14 protein-coding genes are annotated in these 16,947 nt (G+C 70.7%); 12 read left to right on the top strand and 2 right to left on the bottom strand.

What is annotated here, in order from left to right:
* From AC3FMM_RS28780 to AC3FMM_RS28740, 9 genes are all read left to right on the top strand, one after another.
* The gene (locus AC3FMM_RS28780) at nucleotides 1-1,185 is read left to right on the top strand and encodes a carbon-phosphorus lyase complex subunit (protein WP_488687814.1); all 1,185 of its coding nucleotides are present in this window, start codon (nucleotides 1-3) and stop codon (nucleotides 1,183-1,185) included.
* Nucleotides 1,182-2,084, top strand: coding sequence for an alpha-D-ribose 1-methylphosphonate 5-phosphate C-P-lyase PhnJ (locus AC3FMM_RS28775; RefSeq protein WP_115682988.1), 903 nt, complete (start codon nucleotides 1,182-1,184; stop codon nucleotides 2,082-2,084). The genes AC3FMM_RS28780 and AC3FMM_RS28775 overlap by 4 nt, the downstream gene beginning before the upstream one ends.
* Nucleotides 2,081-2,857, top strand: coding sequence for a phosphonate C-P lyase system protein PhnK (gene phnK, locus AC3FMM_RS28770; RefSeq protein ID WP_488687812.1), 777 nt, complete (start codon nucleotides 2,081-2,083; stop codon nucleotides 2,855-2,857). Before AC3FMM_RS28775 ends, phnK begins: the two co-directional genes overlap by 4 nt.
* A 5-nt stretch (nucleotides 2,858-2,862) precedes the next feature.
* Nucleotides 2,863-3,600, top strand: coding sequence for a phosphonate C-P lyase system protein PhnL (gene phnL / locus AC3FMM_RS28765; RefSeq protein ID WP_115682989.1), 738 nt, complete (start codon nucleotides 2,863-2,865; stop codon nucleotides 3,598-3,600).
* A 27-nt stretch (nucleotides 3,601-3,627) separates the two neighbouring features.
* The gene (locus tag AC3FMM_RS28760) at nucleotides 3,628-4,845 is read left to right on the top strand and encodes an alpha-D-ribose 1-methylphosphonate 5-triphosphate diphosphatase (protein ID WP_488687810.1); all 1,218 of its coding nucleotides are present in this window, start codon (nucleotides 3,628-3,630) and stop codon (nucleotides 4,843-4,845) included.
* Between the two features lie 100 nt (nucleotides 4,846-4,945).
* On the top strand, nucleotides 4,946-5,458 hold the full coding sequence (locus tag AC3FMM_RS28755) for a sigma-70 family RNA polymerase sigma factor (protein ID WP_115713302.1): 513 nt from the start codon (nucleotides 4,946-4,948) through the stop codon (nucleotides 5,456-5,458).
* A gap of 10 nt (nucleotides 5,459-5,468) precedes the next feature.
* Nucleotides 5,469-6,440, top strand: a complete 972-nt coding sequence (locus tag AC3FMM_RS28750; RefSeq protein ID WP_326348475.1) for a FecR domain-containing protein — start codon at nucleotides 5,469-5,471, stop codon at nucleotides 6,438-6,440.
* 131 nt (nucleotides 6,441-6,571) lie between these two features.
* Entirely contained in the window at nucleotides 6,572-9,034 is a 2,463-nt protein-coding gene (locus AC3FMM_RS28745) for a TonB-dependent siderophore receptor (RefSeq protein WP_488687807.1), read from the top strand.
* Entirely contained in the window at nucleotides 9,034-10,782 is a 1,749-nt protein-coding gene (locus tag AC3FMM_RS28740) for an enterochelin esterase domain-containing protein (protein WP_240987821.1), read from the top strand. The genes AC3FMM_RS28745 and AC3FMM_RS28740 overlap by 1 nt, the downstream gene beginning before the upstream one ends.
* Here AC3FMM_RS28740 and AC3FMM_RS28735 read toward each other — a convergent pair.
* Complete coding sequence (locus AC3FMM_RS28735) at nucleotides 10,766-11,599, bottom strand: IclR family transcriptional regulator (protein WP_115713305.1); 834 nt, start codon at nucleotides 11,597-11,599, stop codon at nucleotides 10,766-10,768. The genes AC3FMM_RS28740 and AC3FMM_RS28735 overlap by 17 nt on opposite strands.
* 239 nt (nucleotides 11,600-11,838) lie before the next feature.
* Here AC3FMM_RS28735 and AC3FMM_RS28730 point away from each other — a divergent pair, with 239 nt between their 5' ends.
* The 3 genes from AC3FMM_RS28730 to AC3FMM_RS28720 all read left to right on the top strand — a co-directional run bounded on the left by AC3FMM_RS28730 (nucleotide 11,839) and on the right by AC3FMM_RS28720 (nucleotide 15,878).
* Complete coding sequence (locus tag AC3FMM_RS28730; protein WP_240987866.1) at nucleotides 11,839-12,774, top strand: Bug family tripartite tricarboxylate transporter substrate binding protein; 936 nt, start codon at nucleotides 11,839-11,841, stop codon at nucleotides 12,772-12,774.
* 85 nt (nucleotides 12,775-12,859) lie between these two features.
* Nucleotides 12,860-15,199: a cytochrome P450/oxidoreductase gene (locus AC3FMM_RS28725; RefSeq protein WP_488687806.1), complete on the top strand. Its 2,340-nt coding sequence runs from the start codon at nucleotides 12,860-12,862 to the stop codon at nucleotides 15,197-15,199.
* Nucleotides 15,200-15,311: 112 nt separating this feature from the next.
* Nucleotides 15,312-15,878 (top strand): hypothetical protein, encoded by a 567-nt coding sequence (locus AC3FMM_RS28720; RefSeq protein ID WP_326348471.1) that lies wholly within the window; start codon nucleotides 15,312-15,314, stop codon nucleotides 15,876-15,878.
* A gap of 10 nt (nucleotides 15,879-15,888) precedes the next feature.
* Here the strand turns inward: AC3FMM_RS28720 and AC3FMM_RS28715 are convergent, their stop codons facing one another.
* A complete protein-coding gene (locus tag AC3FMM_RS28715; RefSeq protein WP_116314787.1) occupies nucleotides 15,889-16,818 on the bottom strand; it encodes a LysR family transcriptional regulator in 930 nt (309 codons plus the stop codon).
* Between the last annotated feature and the right edge of the window lie 129 nt (nucleotides 16,819-16,947).

The following is a 16,947-nucleotide window of genomic DNA, read 5'->3' as shown; positions in this document are numbered from 1 at the left end:
ATGTACGTAGCCGTCAAGGGAGGCGAACGCGCCATCCTCAATTCTTACCGGATGCTCGACGCCTATCGCCGCGGCGACACGGCGGTGCCGGAACTGACGCTGGCACAGATCCGCGAGCAGATGCCGCTGGCGGTGTCGCGCGTGATGGCCGAGGGCTCGCTGTACGACCCGCACCTGGCGGCGCTGGCGCTCAAGCAGGCCGCCGGCGACCAGATCGAGGCCATCTTCCTGCTGCGCGCGTACCGCACCACGCTGGCGCGCTTCGGCTATACGCAGCCGCTCGATACCGGCGCGATGCGCCTGCAGCGCCGGATCTCGTCGACCTTCAAGGATGTGCCGGGCGGCCAGGTGCTGGGGCCCACCTATGACTACACGCAGCGGCTGCTGGATTTCTCGCTCGAAGGCGGCCGCGCGCCGCAGCCTTTGCCCGCTGATCAGGAACCGCTCGCCGCCGCGATGCCGCGCGTGACCAGCCTGCTGGAAGCGGACGACCTGGTCGAAGCCGACGCGATTCCCGCCGGCGATCCCGCGCCGCCCGACCTGACGCGCGAGCCGCTGAGCTTTCCCGCCGGCCGCGCCGCGCGCCTGCAGAACCTGGCGCGCGCCGACGAGGGCTTCCTGCTGTCGATGGGTTACTCGACCCAGCGCGGCTACGGCAACTCGCACCCGTTCGCGGCCGAGATCCGCTACGGCACGGCCGAGGTGGAGCTGTTCGTCGAAGAGCTCGGCTTTGCCGTCACCATCGGCGCGATCGAGCTGACCGAATGCCAGATGGTGAGCCAGTTCGCCGGCAATGCCGACGAGGCGCCGCGGTTTACGCGCGGCTACGGGCTGGTGTTCGGCTACAACGAGCGCAAGGCCATGTCGATGGCACTGGCGGACCGCGCCATGCGCGCCGAAGCGCTCGGCGAGGCCGCCGACGCGCCGGCCAACGATATCGAATTCATGCTGTACCACAGCGACAACGTCGAGGCTTCGGGCTTCGTGCAGCACCTGAAGCTGCCGCACTACGTGGATTTCCAGGCCAACCTGGAGCTGCTGCGCCGGCTGCGCGCCGAGGGCGCCGACGTGCCGGACAGCGCCATGCCCGCGTCCGTGGCGGCGCCACCGCAGCCGCAGCCGCAGCCGCAGCCGCAAGCGCAACCGCAATCCCAGCCACAGCCGCAAGAGGAGACGCTGGCATGAGCGCCGCCGACACCACCATGGCCGCGGGCATCGCCCGCGACGAGCACTACAACTTCGGCTATCTCGACGAGTCGACCAAGCGCATGCTGCGCCGCGCCTTGCTGAAGGCGGTGGCGATTCCTGGCTACCAGGTGCCGTTCGGCAGCCGCGAGATGCCCTTGCCGTATGGCTGGGGCACCGGCGGCATCCAGGTGACGGCCGCGATCATCGGCAAGGACGACGTGCTCAAGGTGATCGACCAGGGCTCGGACGACACCACCAACGCCATCAATATCCGCCGCTTCTTCGCCCGCGTCACCGGCGTGCCGACCACCGAGCGCACCACCGCGGCCAGCATCGTCCAGACCCGCCACCGGATTCCCGAAACGCCGCTGCGCGCGGGGCAGACCGTGGTGTTCCAGGTGCCGATCCCGGAGCCGCTGCGCTGGCTTGAGCCCAGCGAAGGCGAGACCCGCACCATGCATGCGCTGGCGGAATACGGCGCGATGCACGTCAAGCTGTACGAGGACATCGCGCACCACGGCCACATCGCCACCACCTACGACTACCCCGTGATCGTCAACCAGCGCTACATGATGCGGCCCTCGCCCATCCCCAAGTTCGACAACCCCAAGCTGGACCGCAGCCCGGCGCTGATGCTGTTCGGCGCGGGCCGCGAAAAGCGCGTCTATGCGGTGCCGCCCTACACCGCCGTCAAGAGCCTGGACTTTGCCGACCACCCCTTCACGGTGGAGTCGTGGTCCAACTGCTGCGCGCAGTGCGGCGCCACCGACAGCTACCTGGACGAGATCATCACCGACGACGCCGGCACGCGCCGGTTCGTGTGCTCGGATACCGAGTACTGCGCCGGCCGCCAGGCCGCGCAAGCCGTCGACACCGCTGCCGGAGGTGCGCAATGAGCGCCGCTCCGCTGCTGTCGGTGCGTAACCTGACGCGCACCTGGGACGGCCTGCACGGCTGCCATGACGTCAGTTTCGACCTCTATCCCGGCGAAGTGCTGTGCGTGGTGGGCGAGTCGGGCTCGGGCAAGAGCACGCTGCTGCAGGCGCTGTCGATGCAGGCGCCGGCGCAGCGCGGCACGGTCAGCTATGCCATGCGCGAGTCCGGCCCGACCGACCTGGCCACCCTGTCCAGCGCACGCCTGCGGCTGCTGGCGCGCACCGACTGGGGCTTCGTGCGCCAGCATGCGCGCGACGGCCTGCGCATGCAGGTCAGCGCCGGCGCCAATATCGCCGAACGGCTGATGGCCGTGGGCGAGCGCCACTACAGCAACCTGCGCGAAGTCGCCGGCAACTGGCTGGAAAAGATGGAGATCGACCTGGCGCGGCTGGACGATGTGCCCGGCACCTTTTCCGGCGGCATGCAGCAGCGGCTGCAGATCGCGCGCAACCTGGTCACGCATCCGCGCCTGGTGTTCATGGACGAGCCCACGGCGTCGCTCGACGTGTCGGTGCAGGCGCGGCTGCTGGACCTGCTGCGCCGCCTGGTGGCCGACCTGGACCTGGCCGCGGTGCTGGTCACGCACGACCTGGCGGTGGCCAGGCTGCTGGCGCACCGCACGCTGGTGATGCAGGGCGGGCGCGTGGTCGAGCAGGGCCTGACCGACCAGATCCTCGACGATCCCCAGCATCCGTACACGCAGTTGCTGGTTTCTTCCATCCTGCAAGGCTGAACACGATGCACGCAGAACAAGCACAGAAGCTGGTCGAGGTGCGCGGCCTCGGCAAGATGTTTACGTTGCACAACCAGGGCGGCATCCGCCTGCCGGTGTTGCGCGCGATCGATTTCGATGCCGCGCGCGGTGAATGCCTGGTCCTGTCCGGGCCGTCCGGCACCGGCAAGAGCACGCTGCTGCGCTGCCTGTACGGCAATTACCTTGCCACCGAAGGCAGCATCCGGCTGCGCGACACCAGCGCCGACGGCGCGCCGTGGGTCGAGCTGGGCCAGGCCAGCGAGCAGCGCGTGCTGCAGCTGCGCCGCGACGTAATCGGCTATGTCAGCCAGTTCCTGCGCGCGATCCCGCGCGTGGGCGCGCTCGACGTGGTGGCCGATCCGCTGCGGCAGCGCGGTGCCGGCGAGGACGAGGCGCGCGCGCGCGCGGCCGAACTGCTGGCGCGGCTGAACCTGCCACGCCGGCTGTGGGACCTGCCGCCCGCCACCTTCTCGGGCGGCGAGCAGCAGCGCGTCAATATCGCGCGCGGCCTGATCGGCGGCCATCCGATCCTGCTGCTGGACGAGCCCACCGCCTCGCTGGACGCCGACAACCGTGCCGTGGTGGTCGCGCTGATCCGCGCAGCCCTGGCCGAGGGCCGCGCGCTGATCGGCATTTTCCACGACGAAGCCGTGCGCGATGCCGTGGCCACGCGCCTGCTGCCGCTGCACCCCGCTACCGCTACCACCACCGCCCCCGCCTGAACCGAACCGCCCCGAACGGAGCCAGACATGCCTGCGACCTACCTGACCCACGCCACCCTGGTGCTGCCCGACCGCGTGCTGCGCGACAGCGCGCTGCTGCTCGAGGATGGCCGTATCGCGGCGATCGAGCCGGCACCCGCGGCCGTGCCCGCGCACGCCACCGTGGTCGAACTGCATGGCCACACCGTGATGCCCGGCCTGGTGGACGTGCATTGCGACGCCATCGAGAAAGAGGTGGAGCCGCGCGCCAGCGTGCTGTTCCCGCTGGATTTCGCCGTGGCGCAGGTCGACCGCCGCAACGCCGCGGCCGGCATCACCACCCCCTATCACGCGCTGTCTTTCGCCGGCAACCAGTTCGGCGTGCGCAACGTCGACACCGCGGCCACGGTGGTGCGCACCATCGCCGCCTACCGGCAGCACAGCCTGGTCGACAACCGCGTCCATTGCCGCTACGAGGTCGCCGACGCGAGCGCCGTGCCGGTGCTGGAGGCGCTGATGGCCGAAGGCGTGGTCGACCTGCTCTCGGTGATGGACCACTCGCCCGGCCAGGGCCAGTTCAAGACCATGGACGCCTACCTGGCCTACATGATGGGCAACCACGGCATGAGCCGCGACGCGGCCACCGATGCAGCACGGCAGAAAGCCGCGGCGATGGAGGGCGCGCACGAGCGCGTCGACCGGCTGGTGGCCGTGGCGCACGCGCTGGGCATTCCCACCGCCAGCCACGACGACGATTCGCCGCAGCGCATCGCCGCCATGCACGCGCTGGGCGTGCGCATGAGCGAGTTCCCGATCAACCTGGAGACCGCGCAGGCCGCCAGCGCCCGTGCGCTGCCGACCATCCTGGGCGCGCCCAACGTGCTGCGCGGCAAGAGCCAGAGCGGATCGATGCGCGCCATCGATGCGATCCGGGCCGGCGCCGGCAGCATTCTGTGCTCGGACTACCAGCCCTCCACCCTGATCGCCGCCGCGTATGCCGCCGGACGCGAGGCCGGGCTGCCGCTGGACCAGGCGCTGGCGCTGGTCACCGCCCACCCCGCCGATGCCTGCCAGCTGGATGACCGCGGCTGCCTGGCGCCGGGCCTGCGCGCCGATGTGATCGCGGTTTCCGAGGTGGCGGGCCAGCCGATGGTCACGCACACGTGGTCGGGCGGGCGGCTGGTGTTTGCGGCAGGTTATCCGTCGCTGCGGCCCGCCGGCGATGCGGCCGTGCCGCGCCGGACGGCGCTGCGCGAGGTCGCGTGACGGGGCCGGGCGCGGCCATCGAGTCTGCCTCGTATTGCGAATCATTATCATTTGAGAATACAATGCGAGGCTGTTTGTCCGTGCCCGAGTTTTCCGCGCCATGCCCGCCGCCGAGCCTACGCTCAACGATGAAGTCCGCACGCTCTACCTAGACCATCACGGCTGGCTCCATGGCTGGCTGCGCCGGCGCCTGGCGAACGCGGGGCAAGCGGGGCACGCGGCCGACCTGGCGCACGACACCTTCGTGCGGCTGCTGGCGCGCGAGGCGCCGATCGCCGCGCGCGAGCCGCGCGCTTTCCTGGCCACGGTGGCACGCGGGCTGGTGGCGAACTTCCATCGTCGCCAGGCACTGGAGGCCGCCTACCAGCAAGCGCTGGCAGCGCTGCCCGAAGCCGAGGCCCCGGATCCGGAAACGCGTGCGCTGCTGCTCGAGACCCTGGCCGAGCTCGACCGCCGCCTGAACACCCTGCCCGCGGCGGTGCGCCGCGCCTTCTTGCTGTTCCAGCTCGACGGCATGCCGCAGGCCGCCATCGCCAGCGAGCTGCGCGTGTCGGTGGCCACGGTGCAGCGCTATATCGTCAGGGCGCTGCACCAGTGCTGCTTTCCTGCCTGAGCTGCGCCGCATGTCGTTACCGGGCGCACCGCAACCTCCCATCGATGCCGCGATCACGTTGCGCGCGACGCAGTGGTGGCTGACGCTGCTGTCGCCCGACGCTTCGCCGGCGAGCCGCGAAGGCTGCGCGCGCTGGCGTGCCGAGCATCCCGACCATGAGCGCGCCTGGCAACACCTGCATGACTGCAGTGCCGCCATGGCAGTGATGCCGCGTGGCGTGGCGCGGGCCACGCTGGCAAGCCCGCCGCCACGCCGCGGCCGGCGCCGCGCCATCGCGCTGATGGCTGCCACCGTGGTTGCCGCCGGCGCCTGGCAATGGCAGCGCGGCGGTGCGCTGCTGGCATGGCGGGCCGACCATGCCACCGGCATCGGCGAACGCCGGCGCGTGACGCTGCAGGACGGCACCGGGATCGACCTGGATACCGACAGCGCCATCGCCGTGCACTACGGCGATGCCGAGCGCCGGGTCACGCTGCTGCGCGGCGCCATCGCCGTGGCAACAGGGACGGACGTGCTGGCCAGGCCGTTCCGGATCGGCACCGCGCAGGGAACGTTGCGCGCACTGGGCACCCGCTTCACCGTGCAACTGCACGACGATGCGACCGCCGTCGCGGTGCAGGCAGGCGCCGTCGAAATTCGCCCGGCCGATCCGGCCGCGGTGCCGCGCGTGCTCCAGGCCGGCGAGCGCACGCGCTTCAGCCGCGAAGCGATCGATCCGCCCGAGGCCAGCGACGTTGCCGATACCGCCTGGACCCAAGGCATGCTGGCTGTGCACGACATGCGCCTGGACCGCTTCCTGGCGCAGCTGGCGCGCTACCGCCATGGCCGTCTCGGCTGCAACGGCGATGCGGCCGGCCTGCGCGTGTCGGGCATCTTCCCGCTGGACGACACCGACCGGGTGCTCGATGCCCTGCCCCACCTGCTGCCCGTCAGCGTCGAGCGCTGGACGCGCTACTGGGTCAGCGTGCGGCGCAGGGCGTGAGTCCACCGAACATCTATCAGCCGGCATCGCCAATAGAAAATTTTGTTGCGCGGGACTGAGGGGTTTGCCTGTTTCAAGTGGCCTGACAGAGGAAAGGCTGATTTCCGGCCGCATTCTGAAAGGACTGTTTCATGGGCAAGCTTCATCTGCCAACCCCGCCCGCCGGCACACGCCGGCCCGCTGCCCTGCGCATCCGGCGCAGCGTGCTCGCCGTTGGGCAGGCGCTGGCCTTGTCGGCCGCCACCTGGCCCCTCGCTGCAGTGGCCGCGGAACCCGTGCCGGCGCCCGGTGCCGCGGCGCGCGGCTACGCGATCCCGGCCGGCGCGCTGCAGCCGGCGCTGACGCGCTTCGGCCTGGAATCGGGCGTACTGGTGTCCTACGACGCAGCCGACCTCGCCGAGCGTCGCACCGAGGGGCTGCAGGGCCGCTACGCGCCTGACGAGGCGCTGGCCACGCTGCTGCGCAATACCGGCCTGCACGCGGTGCGCGTGCCCAACGGCTTTGCCGTCAAAGCCGTGCGCGCCGCCGCCCCGGAAGCCAACGGCGCCACCCTGCCGGCGGTGACCGTGAGCGCCGCCCGCCACGACGCCGAAGCGCTGACGCCCGCCTACGCGGGCGGCCAGGTGGCGCGCGGCGCAAGGCTGGGGTTTCTGGGCAATGCCGATGCCATGGACTCGCCCTACAGCAGCGCCGCCTATACCGCGCAGGCCATCGCAGACCAGCAGGCCCACACCATCGGCGACGTGCTGGCCAACGACCCGACGGTGCGCTTCACCACCTCGGCCGGACACCTGTACGAGAACTACACCGTGCGCGGTTTCGATATTTCGTCCAGCGACCTCGCACTGAACGGCATGTACGGGCTGGCGCCCTACGGGCATGCGCCCACGGAGTTCGTCGAGCGGGTCGAACTGCTGCGCGGCCCCACCGCCATGCTGACCGGCATGGCCCCGAGCGGCGCGGTCGGCGGCGTCATCAACCTCGTACCCAAGCGCGCCGCGGACACGCCGCTGACGCGGCTCTCGGCCAACTACCTTTCCGAAGGCCATGCCGGCGCCAGCGTCGATATCGGGCGCCGCTTCGGTCCGGACAATGCGTTCGGCGTGCGCGTCAACGGCGCCTATGGCAATGGCCGCACCGGCATCGACGGGCAATCCAAACGCCGCGCCCTGGGTGCGGTGGCGCTGGACTATGCCGGCGAGCGCGTGCGCGCCTCGCTCGATGCCTACGCCGATGAAGAGGAAGTGCGCAACGGCAGCGCCTGGATGGCCTCGTTCGCCAGCACCGTGCCGGCGCCGCCCAGGGCGGGCACCAATATCCTGCCCGGCACGCATGGCCGGCTCGACAACAACGCCATCGTCGCGCGCGGCGAGGTCGACCTCGCGCGCGACTGGACCGCGTACGCCGGCCTGGGCTCGCTGCACTACAAGTACAGCGGCTTTATCAACGGCACGCGCGCCAACAATGTCCGGCCCAACGGCGACTACACCGGCATCACCTACAACCAGAAGGGCTACACCGATACGGTCTCGGCCGAGGCCGGCGTGCGCGGCTCCGTGCGTACCGGCCCGGTGGAGCACCGCCTGGTGCTGGGCTACACCTACCTGGGCCTGCGCAGCGGCACGGTCAACGTGGCCAGCCGGTCGTTCCTGTCCAACATCTACGCACCGGTGACGCCGATCCTGGCGCCATCGCCGGGCAACGTGCCCCAGACCGCCGACACCACGCTGACCAGCCTGGCGCTGGCCGACACCCTCGCGTTCGCCGACGACAAGGTGCAGCTGACGCTGGGCCTGCGCCACCAGCGCGTGCAGGCGCAAAGCTTCAGCGCGACCACGGGCGCACGCACCGCGGATTACGACGAAAGCGCGGTCACGCCCTCGGTGGGCCTGGTGCTCAAGCCATGGGGAGCGCAGCTGGCGCTCTACGGCAACTACGTCGAAGGGCTGAGCCAGGGCGACACCGTGACCGACGTCACTGCCCGCAACTACCAGCAGGTGTTCGCGCCCTACAAGACCCGCCAGGGCGAGCTGGGCGTGAAGTGGGACAGCGGGCGGCTGACGCAGACCCTCAGCGTGTTCCAGATCACGCGCCCCACTCTGATCAAGGATGGCGCCACCAATACCTATGGCCCGGACGGCGAGCGCCGGCACCGCGGCGTGGAATGGAACGTCTATGGCGAGGCCAGCCGCGGCGTGCGTGTGCTGGGCGGCATTGCCTATACCCGCGCCGTGCTGACCCATACGGCCAGCGGCGCCTATGACGGCAACACCGCGTTCGGCAGTCCCACGTGGTCCGGCAACCTTGGCGCGGAGTGGGACCTGCCCTGGCTGCCGGGCCTGACCGTCAGCGGCCGCGTGACCTACACCGGCTCGCAGTACGTCAACACCGCCAACACGCAGAAGATCGACAGCTGGACCCGCTACGACATCGGCGCGCGCTACGTGACCAAGATCCAGGGCAAGCGCGTGGGCTTCTACGCCAGCGTCGAGAACCTGTTCAACCAGAGCTACTGGGCGGGCTCGTTCAACGACGGCTACGTCACGCAGAACGCGCCGCGCCTGTTCAAGTTCACAACCTCGGTGGATTTCTGATGCGCTTTCCTGTCCTGATCCGGCGCCGCGCCGCGTGGCTGTCGGCGTCCCTGATGCTGTCGCTTGCCGCCATCGCCACGCCGGCTGCCGCATCCGATCCAACCCTGGCCGTCGGCCAGCCAGCGCACGGCACCTGGCAACCCGGCGCGCCGCTGCACTACACGCTGTCGCTGCAGGCCGGCGACGTGGTGCGCGGCGTGCTCGACGGACCGGCGGCGACGCTCGACCTTGCCGATCGCGGCGGCAAGCCGCTGCGCCGGCTGCTGGGGCCGACCACGCTGTCGCGCGGCTTCCTGTTCGTGGCCCCCGGCAGCGGCGCGTACCGGCTGACCGTCAGCGGCGACCAGGCCGACGTGCCCGGCGCGGTCGGCGGACGGCCCTGGCCCGGCGCGCCTTACGTGCTGCGCATCGACGAGATCGTGCCGCGGGCCGCGCAGCACGCGCCCGCCGACCTGCCCGACAGCCCCACCCTGCGCGCGCTGGCGCAGGCCCTGGCCAGCGGCGGCAACACCAACGCCTTCTGGCAGGACATGGCCCGGCGCGGCACGCCGCTGGTAGAGCCTTTGCCGCCCACGCCGGGCAGCGGGCAGGAAGCGATGGTGCGCGTGACCTTCCTGTGGCGCGGCGCACGCGACAATGTGCGCCTGCTCGGCAGCCCCGCCGGCGACCACGACCCGCTGCTGCGCCTGGGCGACAGCGACGTCTGGTACCGCAGCTACCGCGTGCCGGCCGCCACCCGCATGAGCTACCAGCTGGCGCCGGACGTGCCCGTGCTCGACCAGCCGGCCGCGCAGCGCCGGCGCGCCATCCTGGCCACGGTGCAGCGCGATCCGCTCAACCCGCGCACCTTCCCGGACCATGGCGCGGATCCGTTCCAGCTCAAGTCCGTGCTGGAGCTGCCGGCCGCGCCGCCACAGCCGTGGCTGGCGCCGCGCGCGGGGGTGCCCGCCGGCACGGTCACGCCCTACCGCATCGACAGCCGCATCCTGGGCGAGGCGCGCGACATCTACGTCTACCGCCCGGCCCGTGCCAGGCCCACGGCCACGCTGGTGCTGTTCGACGCCCACGCCTACCTGTCGCTGGTGCCCACGCCGACCCTGCTCGACAACCTGATCGACGCCGGCCTGCTGCCGCCCGTCGCCGCGCTGATCGTGGCCAATCCGAGCGCCGCGGCGCGCGCCGGCCAACTGCCGCCGAACCCGGCCTTCGCCGACTTTCTCGCCAACGAGCTGATGCCCTGGGCCGCCACGCTTGGCCTGGACGCGCCGGCCGACCGCACCGTGGTCGCCGGTTCCAGCTACGGCGGGCTGGCGGCGGCCTATGCGGGCCTGCGGCATCCGCAGCGTTTCGGCCTGGTGCTGAGCCAGTCCGGCTCATTCTGGTGGGGTCCCGGCGGCGCGCCCGACCAGCCGCCACGGCAGCCGCAATGGCTGATCCGCGAATACGCCGCCAGCCCGCGGCTGCCGCTGCGCTTCTACCTGGAAGCCGGGCGTTTCGAAGAGGGCCGCGGCGCCGTCAACATCCTGACCACCACCCGGCACATGCGCGATGTGCTGGCCGCCAAGGGCTACCCGGTGGTGCATGCCGAGCATGCCAGCGGGCACGACTACCTGCAGTGGCGCGGCACGCTGGCATGCGGGCTGATCGCGCTGCTGGGCCGGCCGGAACGCGTCGACGCGGAAGTGGCCAGCGCCTGCCCGGCGCTGCGCCCGGATGCATCGGGCGCCGCGGTCACGCCGCGGGGTTGAACCCCAGCGCCGCGCTGACCGTGCGCGCCTCGCGCCGCACGGCGCTGCCGATGGGCCCGTCGATGGCGGGGTCGAAGCCGCCGGTGGCGCCCAGCGCGGTCAGCACCGCGCACACGCGCCCGGTGTAGTCGCGCACCGGCGCCGCCACCGCGCTGATGCCGGTCAGGTTGGTGTCGCGCACCCAGGCGCAATCGTCGGCCTGCACCGCGCGGCGCAACGCGCCGATCGGATCCCCGGCATCGAGCTGCGCCAGCCGCGCCGGGCTGGCGGCCGCAAGCTCATCCCTGGCCTGCGCCTGTACGCCCTTCTCATCGAGCAAGCCCAGGAACACGCGCCCGGTGGCGGACCACAGCAGCGGCATCACCGAGCCCGCGCGCACGTTCACCGTCACCGGCAGGCCCGGTTCCTCGAAGCGCATGATGGTCGGGCCCTTGTTGCCCATCACCGCGACGAAGCAGGTCACCTCCAGGGTTTCGCGCAGGCGCACCAGCGAGGCCTCGGCCAGCCGGATCGGGTCGGCCTGGCGCATCGCCGCCATGCCGATCTGCAGCGCCTCGAAGCCAAGGTGGTATTGCTGCGTGCCGGGTTCCTGCGCCACCAGGTCTTCTTCCAGCAGGCTGACCAGGTAGCGGTGCACCTTGGCCGGGCTTTCGTCGATATGCGCGGCCAGCGCGGTCAGGCTGGCGCGCCCGCCCAGGCGCGCCAGGCCTTTCAGGACGGCCATGCCGGTGACGGCCGACTGCACGCGCTGGCGCCGTTCGCGCGGGCGGGTCGTGGCGGTTTCGATGACGGGTTCAGGGGCTTTGGATTGGGGCATGGCGGGACGGAGCTACGCGACTTGTGCGGTGTTCACGGCGACAGCGGACGATGCCACACCGTGACAGTGGGCCAGTTCAAGGTTAACCCGCATTCAATCGTTACGCAATGCGTATATGATTTACGCAAACAGAAAACGCCGGGCCAGGACCCGGCCCTTCCTTCAGGAGACAAAAACCCATGCCCCGCCCCCGCCTTGCCCCTGCCGTGCGCCTGGTTATCGGCGCGCTGACCGTGCCGATGCTGTTCGCGAGCGCCGCCCACGCCGCCGATCCCTATCCCGCCAAGCCGATCCGCTGGATCGTCCCGTACGCCGCCGGCGGTGGCTCCGACTTCCTGGCGCGCACCATCGGCCAGGGCCTGTCGGCCAAGGTCGGCCAACCGGTGGTGGTGGACAACAAGCCTGGCGGCAATACCGCCATCGGCGCCACCGAGACCGCGCGCGCGGCGGCTGACGGCTATACCGTGCTGTCGGCCGACAACGGCACGCTGGTGTTCAATCCGGTGCTGTACAAGTCGCTGTCCTACCATCCCGGCAAGGACCTGGCACCGGTGACGCTGCTGGGCCGGTTCCCGATGATCCTGGTGGTGGGCACCGCCAGCCCCGCCAAGACGGCCAAGGATTTCATCGCACAGGCCAAGGCCACGCAGGGCGGCATCAACTACGGCTCGGCCGGCGCGGGCAGCCCGCACCACCTGGCGATGGAACTGCTGAAGGTGGAGGCCGGCCTGTCGATGACGCATGCCCCGTATCGCGGCGCCGCGCCGGCGCTGTCCGACGTTGCCGCCGGCCAGGTCGCCGCGATGATGGTGGACTACGCCGCCGGCGCCGGCTTCATCAAGGGCGGCAAGGTGCGCCCGCTGGCCGTGGCCAATGCCACCCGCCTGCCGCAGCTGCCCGACGTGCCGACCTTTGCCGAGCTGGGCTACGCGCGCGTCGAAGCCGCCGCGCTGGTGGGCATGGTGGTGCCGGCCGGCACGCCGCCGGAGGTGATCAACACATTGAACAAGGACGTGGTCGCGGCCATCCGCGAGCCGGCGGTCAACAAGCGGCTGGTGGACTTTGGCGTCGAGCCCGTCGGCAACACGCCGGCACAGTTCAGCGAATTGCTGCGCAGCGAATCCGGCCGCTGGACCAAGCTGATCCGCGACCTGAAGATCACGCTGGACAACTGAGTCCGGCCGCAACACCGCTGCCCGTCCGGCGCGCCGGACGGCAGCGCTTTTTGCCAGGCATCGATGCCTGCCAGGAGTACCCAGCATGACCCTCCCCTCCCCCGGCGCCGCGCGCGGCTGCCCGATCGACCACAGCACCTTCACCGCGCCCACCGGCTGCCCGGTCAGCCACAACGCGGCGCAGTTCGACCCCTTCGGCGACGGCTACCAGCAGGACCCGCCCGAATACGTGCGCTGGTCGCGCGAGCAGGAGCCGGTGTTCTACAGCCCGCAGCTGGGCTACTGGGTGGTCACGCGCTACGACGACATCAAGGCGATCTTCCGCGACAACCTGACCTTCAGCCCGTCGATCGCGCTGGAGAAGATCACGCCTACCGGCGACGAGGCCAACGCGGTGCTGGCCAGCTACGGCTACGCCATGAACCGCACGCTGGTGAACGAGGACGAGCCCGCCCACATGCCGCGCCGGCGCGCGCTGATGGCGCCGTTCACGCCCGCCGAACTGGCGCACCACGAGCCGCTGGTGCGGCGCCTGACGCGCGAGTATGTCGACCGCTTTATCGACGACGGCCGCGCCGACCTGGTCGACCAGATGCTGTGGGAAGTCCCGCTGACGGTGGCGCTGCATTTCCTGGGCGTTCCCGAAGAGGACATGGACCTGCTGCGCCAGTACTCCATCGCCCATACCGTCAACACCTGGGGCCGGCCTAAGCCGGAGGAACAGGTGGCGGTGGCGCACGCGGTCGGCAACTTCTGGCAGCTGGCCGGCCGCATCCTGGACAAGATGCGCGAAGACCCGTCCGGCCCCGGCTGGATGCAGTACGGCCTGCGCAAGCAGCGCGAACTGCCCGAGGTAGTGACCGACTCCTACCTGCATTCGATGATGATGGCCGGCATCGTCGCCGCGCACGAGACCACCGCCAACGCCTCGGCCAACGCCATCAAGCTGTTGCTGCAGCATCCGCACGCCTGGCGCGAGCTCTGCGAAGACCCGGCGCTGATTCCCAATGCGGTCGAAGAATGCCTGCGCCACAACGGCTCGGTGGCGGCGTGGCGACGGCTGGTCACGCGCGACACCGAGGTTGGCGGCATCCGCCTGCCGGCGGGCAGCAAGCTGCTGATCGTGACTTCGTCGGCCAACCATGACGAGCGCCATTTCGCCGATGCCGACCTGTTCGACATCCGCCGCGACAACGCCAGCGAGCAGCTGACCTTCGGCTACGGCTCGCACCAGTGCATGGGCAAGAACCTGGCGCGCATGGAAATGCAGGTCTTCCTGGAAGAGCTGACGCGCCGGCTGCCGCATATGCGCCTGGCCGAACAGACCTTCACCTATGTGCCGAACACCTCGTTCCGCGGGCCGGAGCACCTGCTGGTGGAATGGGATCCCGCGCAGAATCCCGAGCGCCGTGACCCCACCCTGCTGGCGGTGCGCCAGCCGGTGCGCATCGGCGAGCCGTCGGCGCATACCATCGCCCGCACGGTGGTGGTCGAGCGCGCCACGCCCGCCGCCGACGACGTGCTCCGGCTGCGGCTGGTGGCGCCCGACGGCAAGCCGCTGCCGCGCTGGGCGCCGGGCTCGCATATCGACGTGGAATGCGGCGACACCGGGCTGTCGCGCCAGTATTCGCTGTGCGGCGATCCGGACGACGCGGCGGCGCTCGAGATCGCGGTGCTGCGCGATCCTGCCAGCCGCGGCGGCTCTGCCTGGCTCCATGGCAGCGTCAGGGCCGGCGACCGCCTGCGCATCCGTGGGCCGCGCAACCACTTCCGCTTCGATGAACAGTGCCGGCGGGCCATCTTCATTGCCGGCGGCATCGGCGTCACGCCCGTGAGCGCGATGGCGCGGCGCGCCCGCGCGCTCGGCATCGACTACGACTTCCACTATTGCGGGCGCTCGCGCCGGGCCATGGCCATGCTGGACGAACTGCAGTCGCTGCACGGCGCGCGCCTGCACGTCCATGCCAGCGACGAAGGCGGGCGTGCCGACTTTGCCAAGCTGCTGGGGCAGCCTGACGCGCACACCCAGGTCTATGCCTGCGGCCCGCAGCGCCTGCTGGATGCGCTGGCCGAATGCTGCGCGGCGTGGCCGGCGGACGCGCTGCGCGTCGAGCATTTCGTCTCGCGGCTGGGCACCCTGGATGCGTCGAAGGAGCAGCCCTTTACCGTGGAGCTGAAGGACTCCGGCCTGGTGCTGGAAGTGCCGGCGGGGCAGACCCTGCTGGGCGCGCTGCGCGGCGCCAATATCGACGTGCAGAGCGACTGCGAGGAAGGCCTGTGCGGATCGTGCGAAGTGCGCGTGCTGGCCGGCCAGGTCGACCACCGCGACGTGGTGCTGACGCGCGCCGAGCGCGACGCCAACCACCGCATGATGGCGTGCTGCTCGCGCGCCTGCGGCGGCGGCCGGCTGGTGCTGGAGCTCTGAACACGCGGGCACGGCAAGCGCGCTGTTGCAACGTAGGACAAAGCCTGACAACGGCCGCAAGGACACAGGACTAAAGTAGCAGCGCAACCGCCGCCCCCGTTCTGTCTGCCTCATGCCCCCTGACCCCGCCGCCGTCCACGTCGTTCCCGATCCCGCTCTCTGCCGCTGGCATCGCCCCGCCATCCACCTGTCGTTGCTGGCTGCGACACTTGCTCTTTCCGCCACACCAGCCGCCACGCCAGCCGCGACCGTGGCCGCGCCGCAGCTGTCGGAGCTCGCCACGCTGTTGCTTGGCACCGTGCGCGGCAAGCCGACCGGCATGCACGGGGTCACGCGCCTGACCACTGGCGATGCCGACCGGCAACTGCGCCTGGCCTGCCAGGAGCTGATGCGCGCGGGCCCGGTAAACCTCGACGACACCACGCGCTTCGACGGTTGCGTGGCGCGGCCCGGCAAGATCGTCGACTTTCACCTGAAAGTCTCCGGCATCGATGCCAGCCGCGACGACACCCGTGATTTCATGGCGACGGCCAAGCCGATCCTGGAGCGCGGCATCTGCCGCAACCCGGATGTGCCGGTGCTGGGCAAGCTGGGGATCCGGCTGCGCTATCACTATGCGGCCGGACAGAAACCGCTGGTGCTGCTCGACATCCCGCCCGAGCAGTGCCGCGGCAAATAGGGCGACGGGCTCAGCCCGCGCGCCCCTCAGCCCGTTCGCCCGCTCGCCCGTTCCCCAGCACCTCTTCGCACACCGCCAGCCACGCCCGCGCCGCGTGCGACAGGTAGCGCCCCGGCGACCAGATATGGGCCATGGTCCAGTCCACCGCGGGTTCGGTCAGGCGCGCCATGGCCAGCGTGTCCTGCGCCTGCAGGCGCTCGGCCAGCGGCTGCGGCAGGAAGGTGGTGCCCAGCCCCGCCGCCGCCATCGACGCCAGGAAGTCCCAGTGCCCGCTGCGCGCGACCACGCGCGGCTCGATGCGGGCTTCGACAAAGGCCTGGCGCAGCTTGCGCGTCAGCGAGAAATCCTCGGTCAGCATCACCAGCGGCTCGTCGCGCAGCGCCGCCAGCGACACGGTGCCCCCGCGCGCCCAGGCCGCCTTGCGCGGCCCCACCGCCCAGATCGGATAGCGGCCGAACTGGCGCGTCTCCAGCGCCAGGCCGCTGTCGCCCGGCAGCACGGTCGCTCCCACCTCCAGCTCGCCGCTGGCCACCAGTTGCTCCACCACCTGCCCGCCGTGCTCGTCCAGCGTCAGTGACAGGTTGGGATAGCGCTGCCGGAACGCGCTGACCGCCGGGGAGAAGAACAGGTTGACCATCGGCGGGATGCCGACCGTCAGCTGCCCCCGCCCCAGCGAGGACAGGTCGGCGACCTCCAGCGTCAGCCGGTGCACCACGCCCAGCGCCTCCTGGCCGCGCTCGTAGACAACGCGGCCGACGTCGGTCAGGCGCACGCTCTTGCCTTCGCGGATCAGCAGCGGCTGGCCGACTTCATCCTCGAGCTGGCGGACCATCTTGCTGATGGTCGACTGGGTCACGAACAGCGACGAAGCGGCCTGGGTAAAGCTGCGCAGCCGCGCGGTCTCGACGAAATAGCGCAGCGCGCGGATATCGATGGGCATGTTGGCGTGGAGGGCGGACGCGCCGCCCATGAATATCGCGAATGGAAAAGCCAATATTAAATCATGAATGGAATGCGAGAGGTGCAGCTACACTTCGCTCCCAACATGCCGTCCCTGCCCAAACCGCGT

The organism is Cupriavidus sp. 207A1 (genome assembly GCF_057798955.1).
Note: the sequence above shows the minus strand (reverse complement) of the source record. Positions and strands in the feature narration are given on the sequence as shown.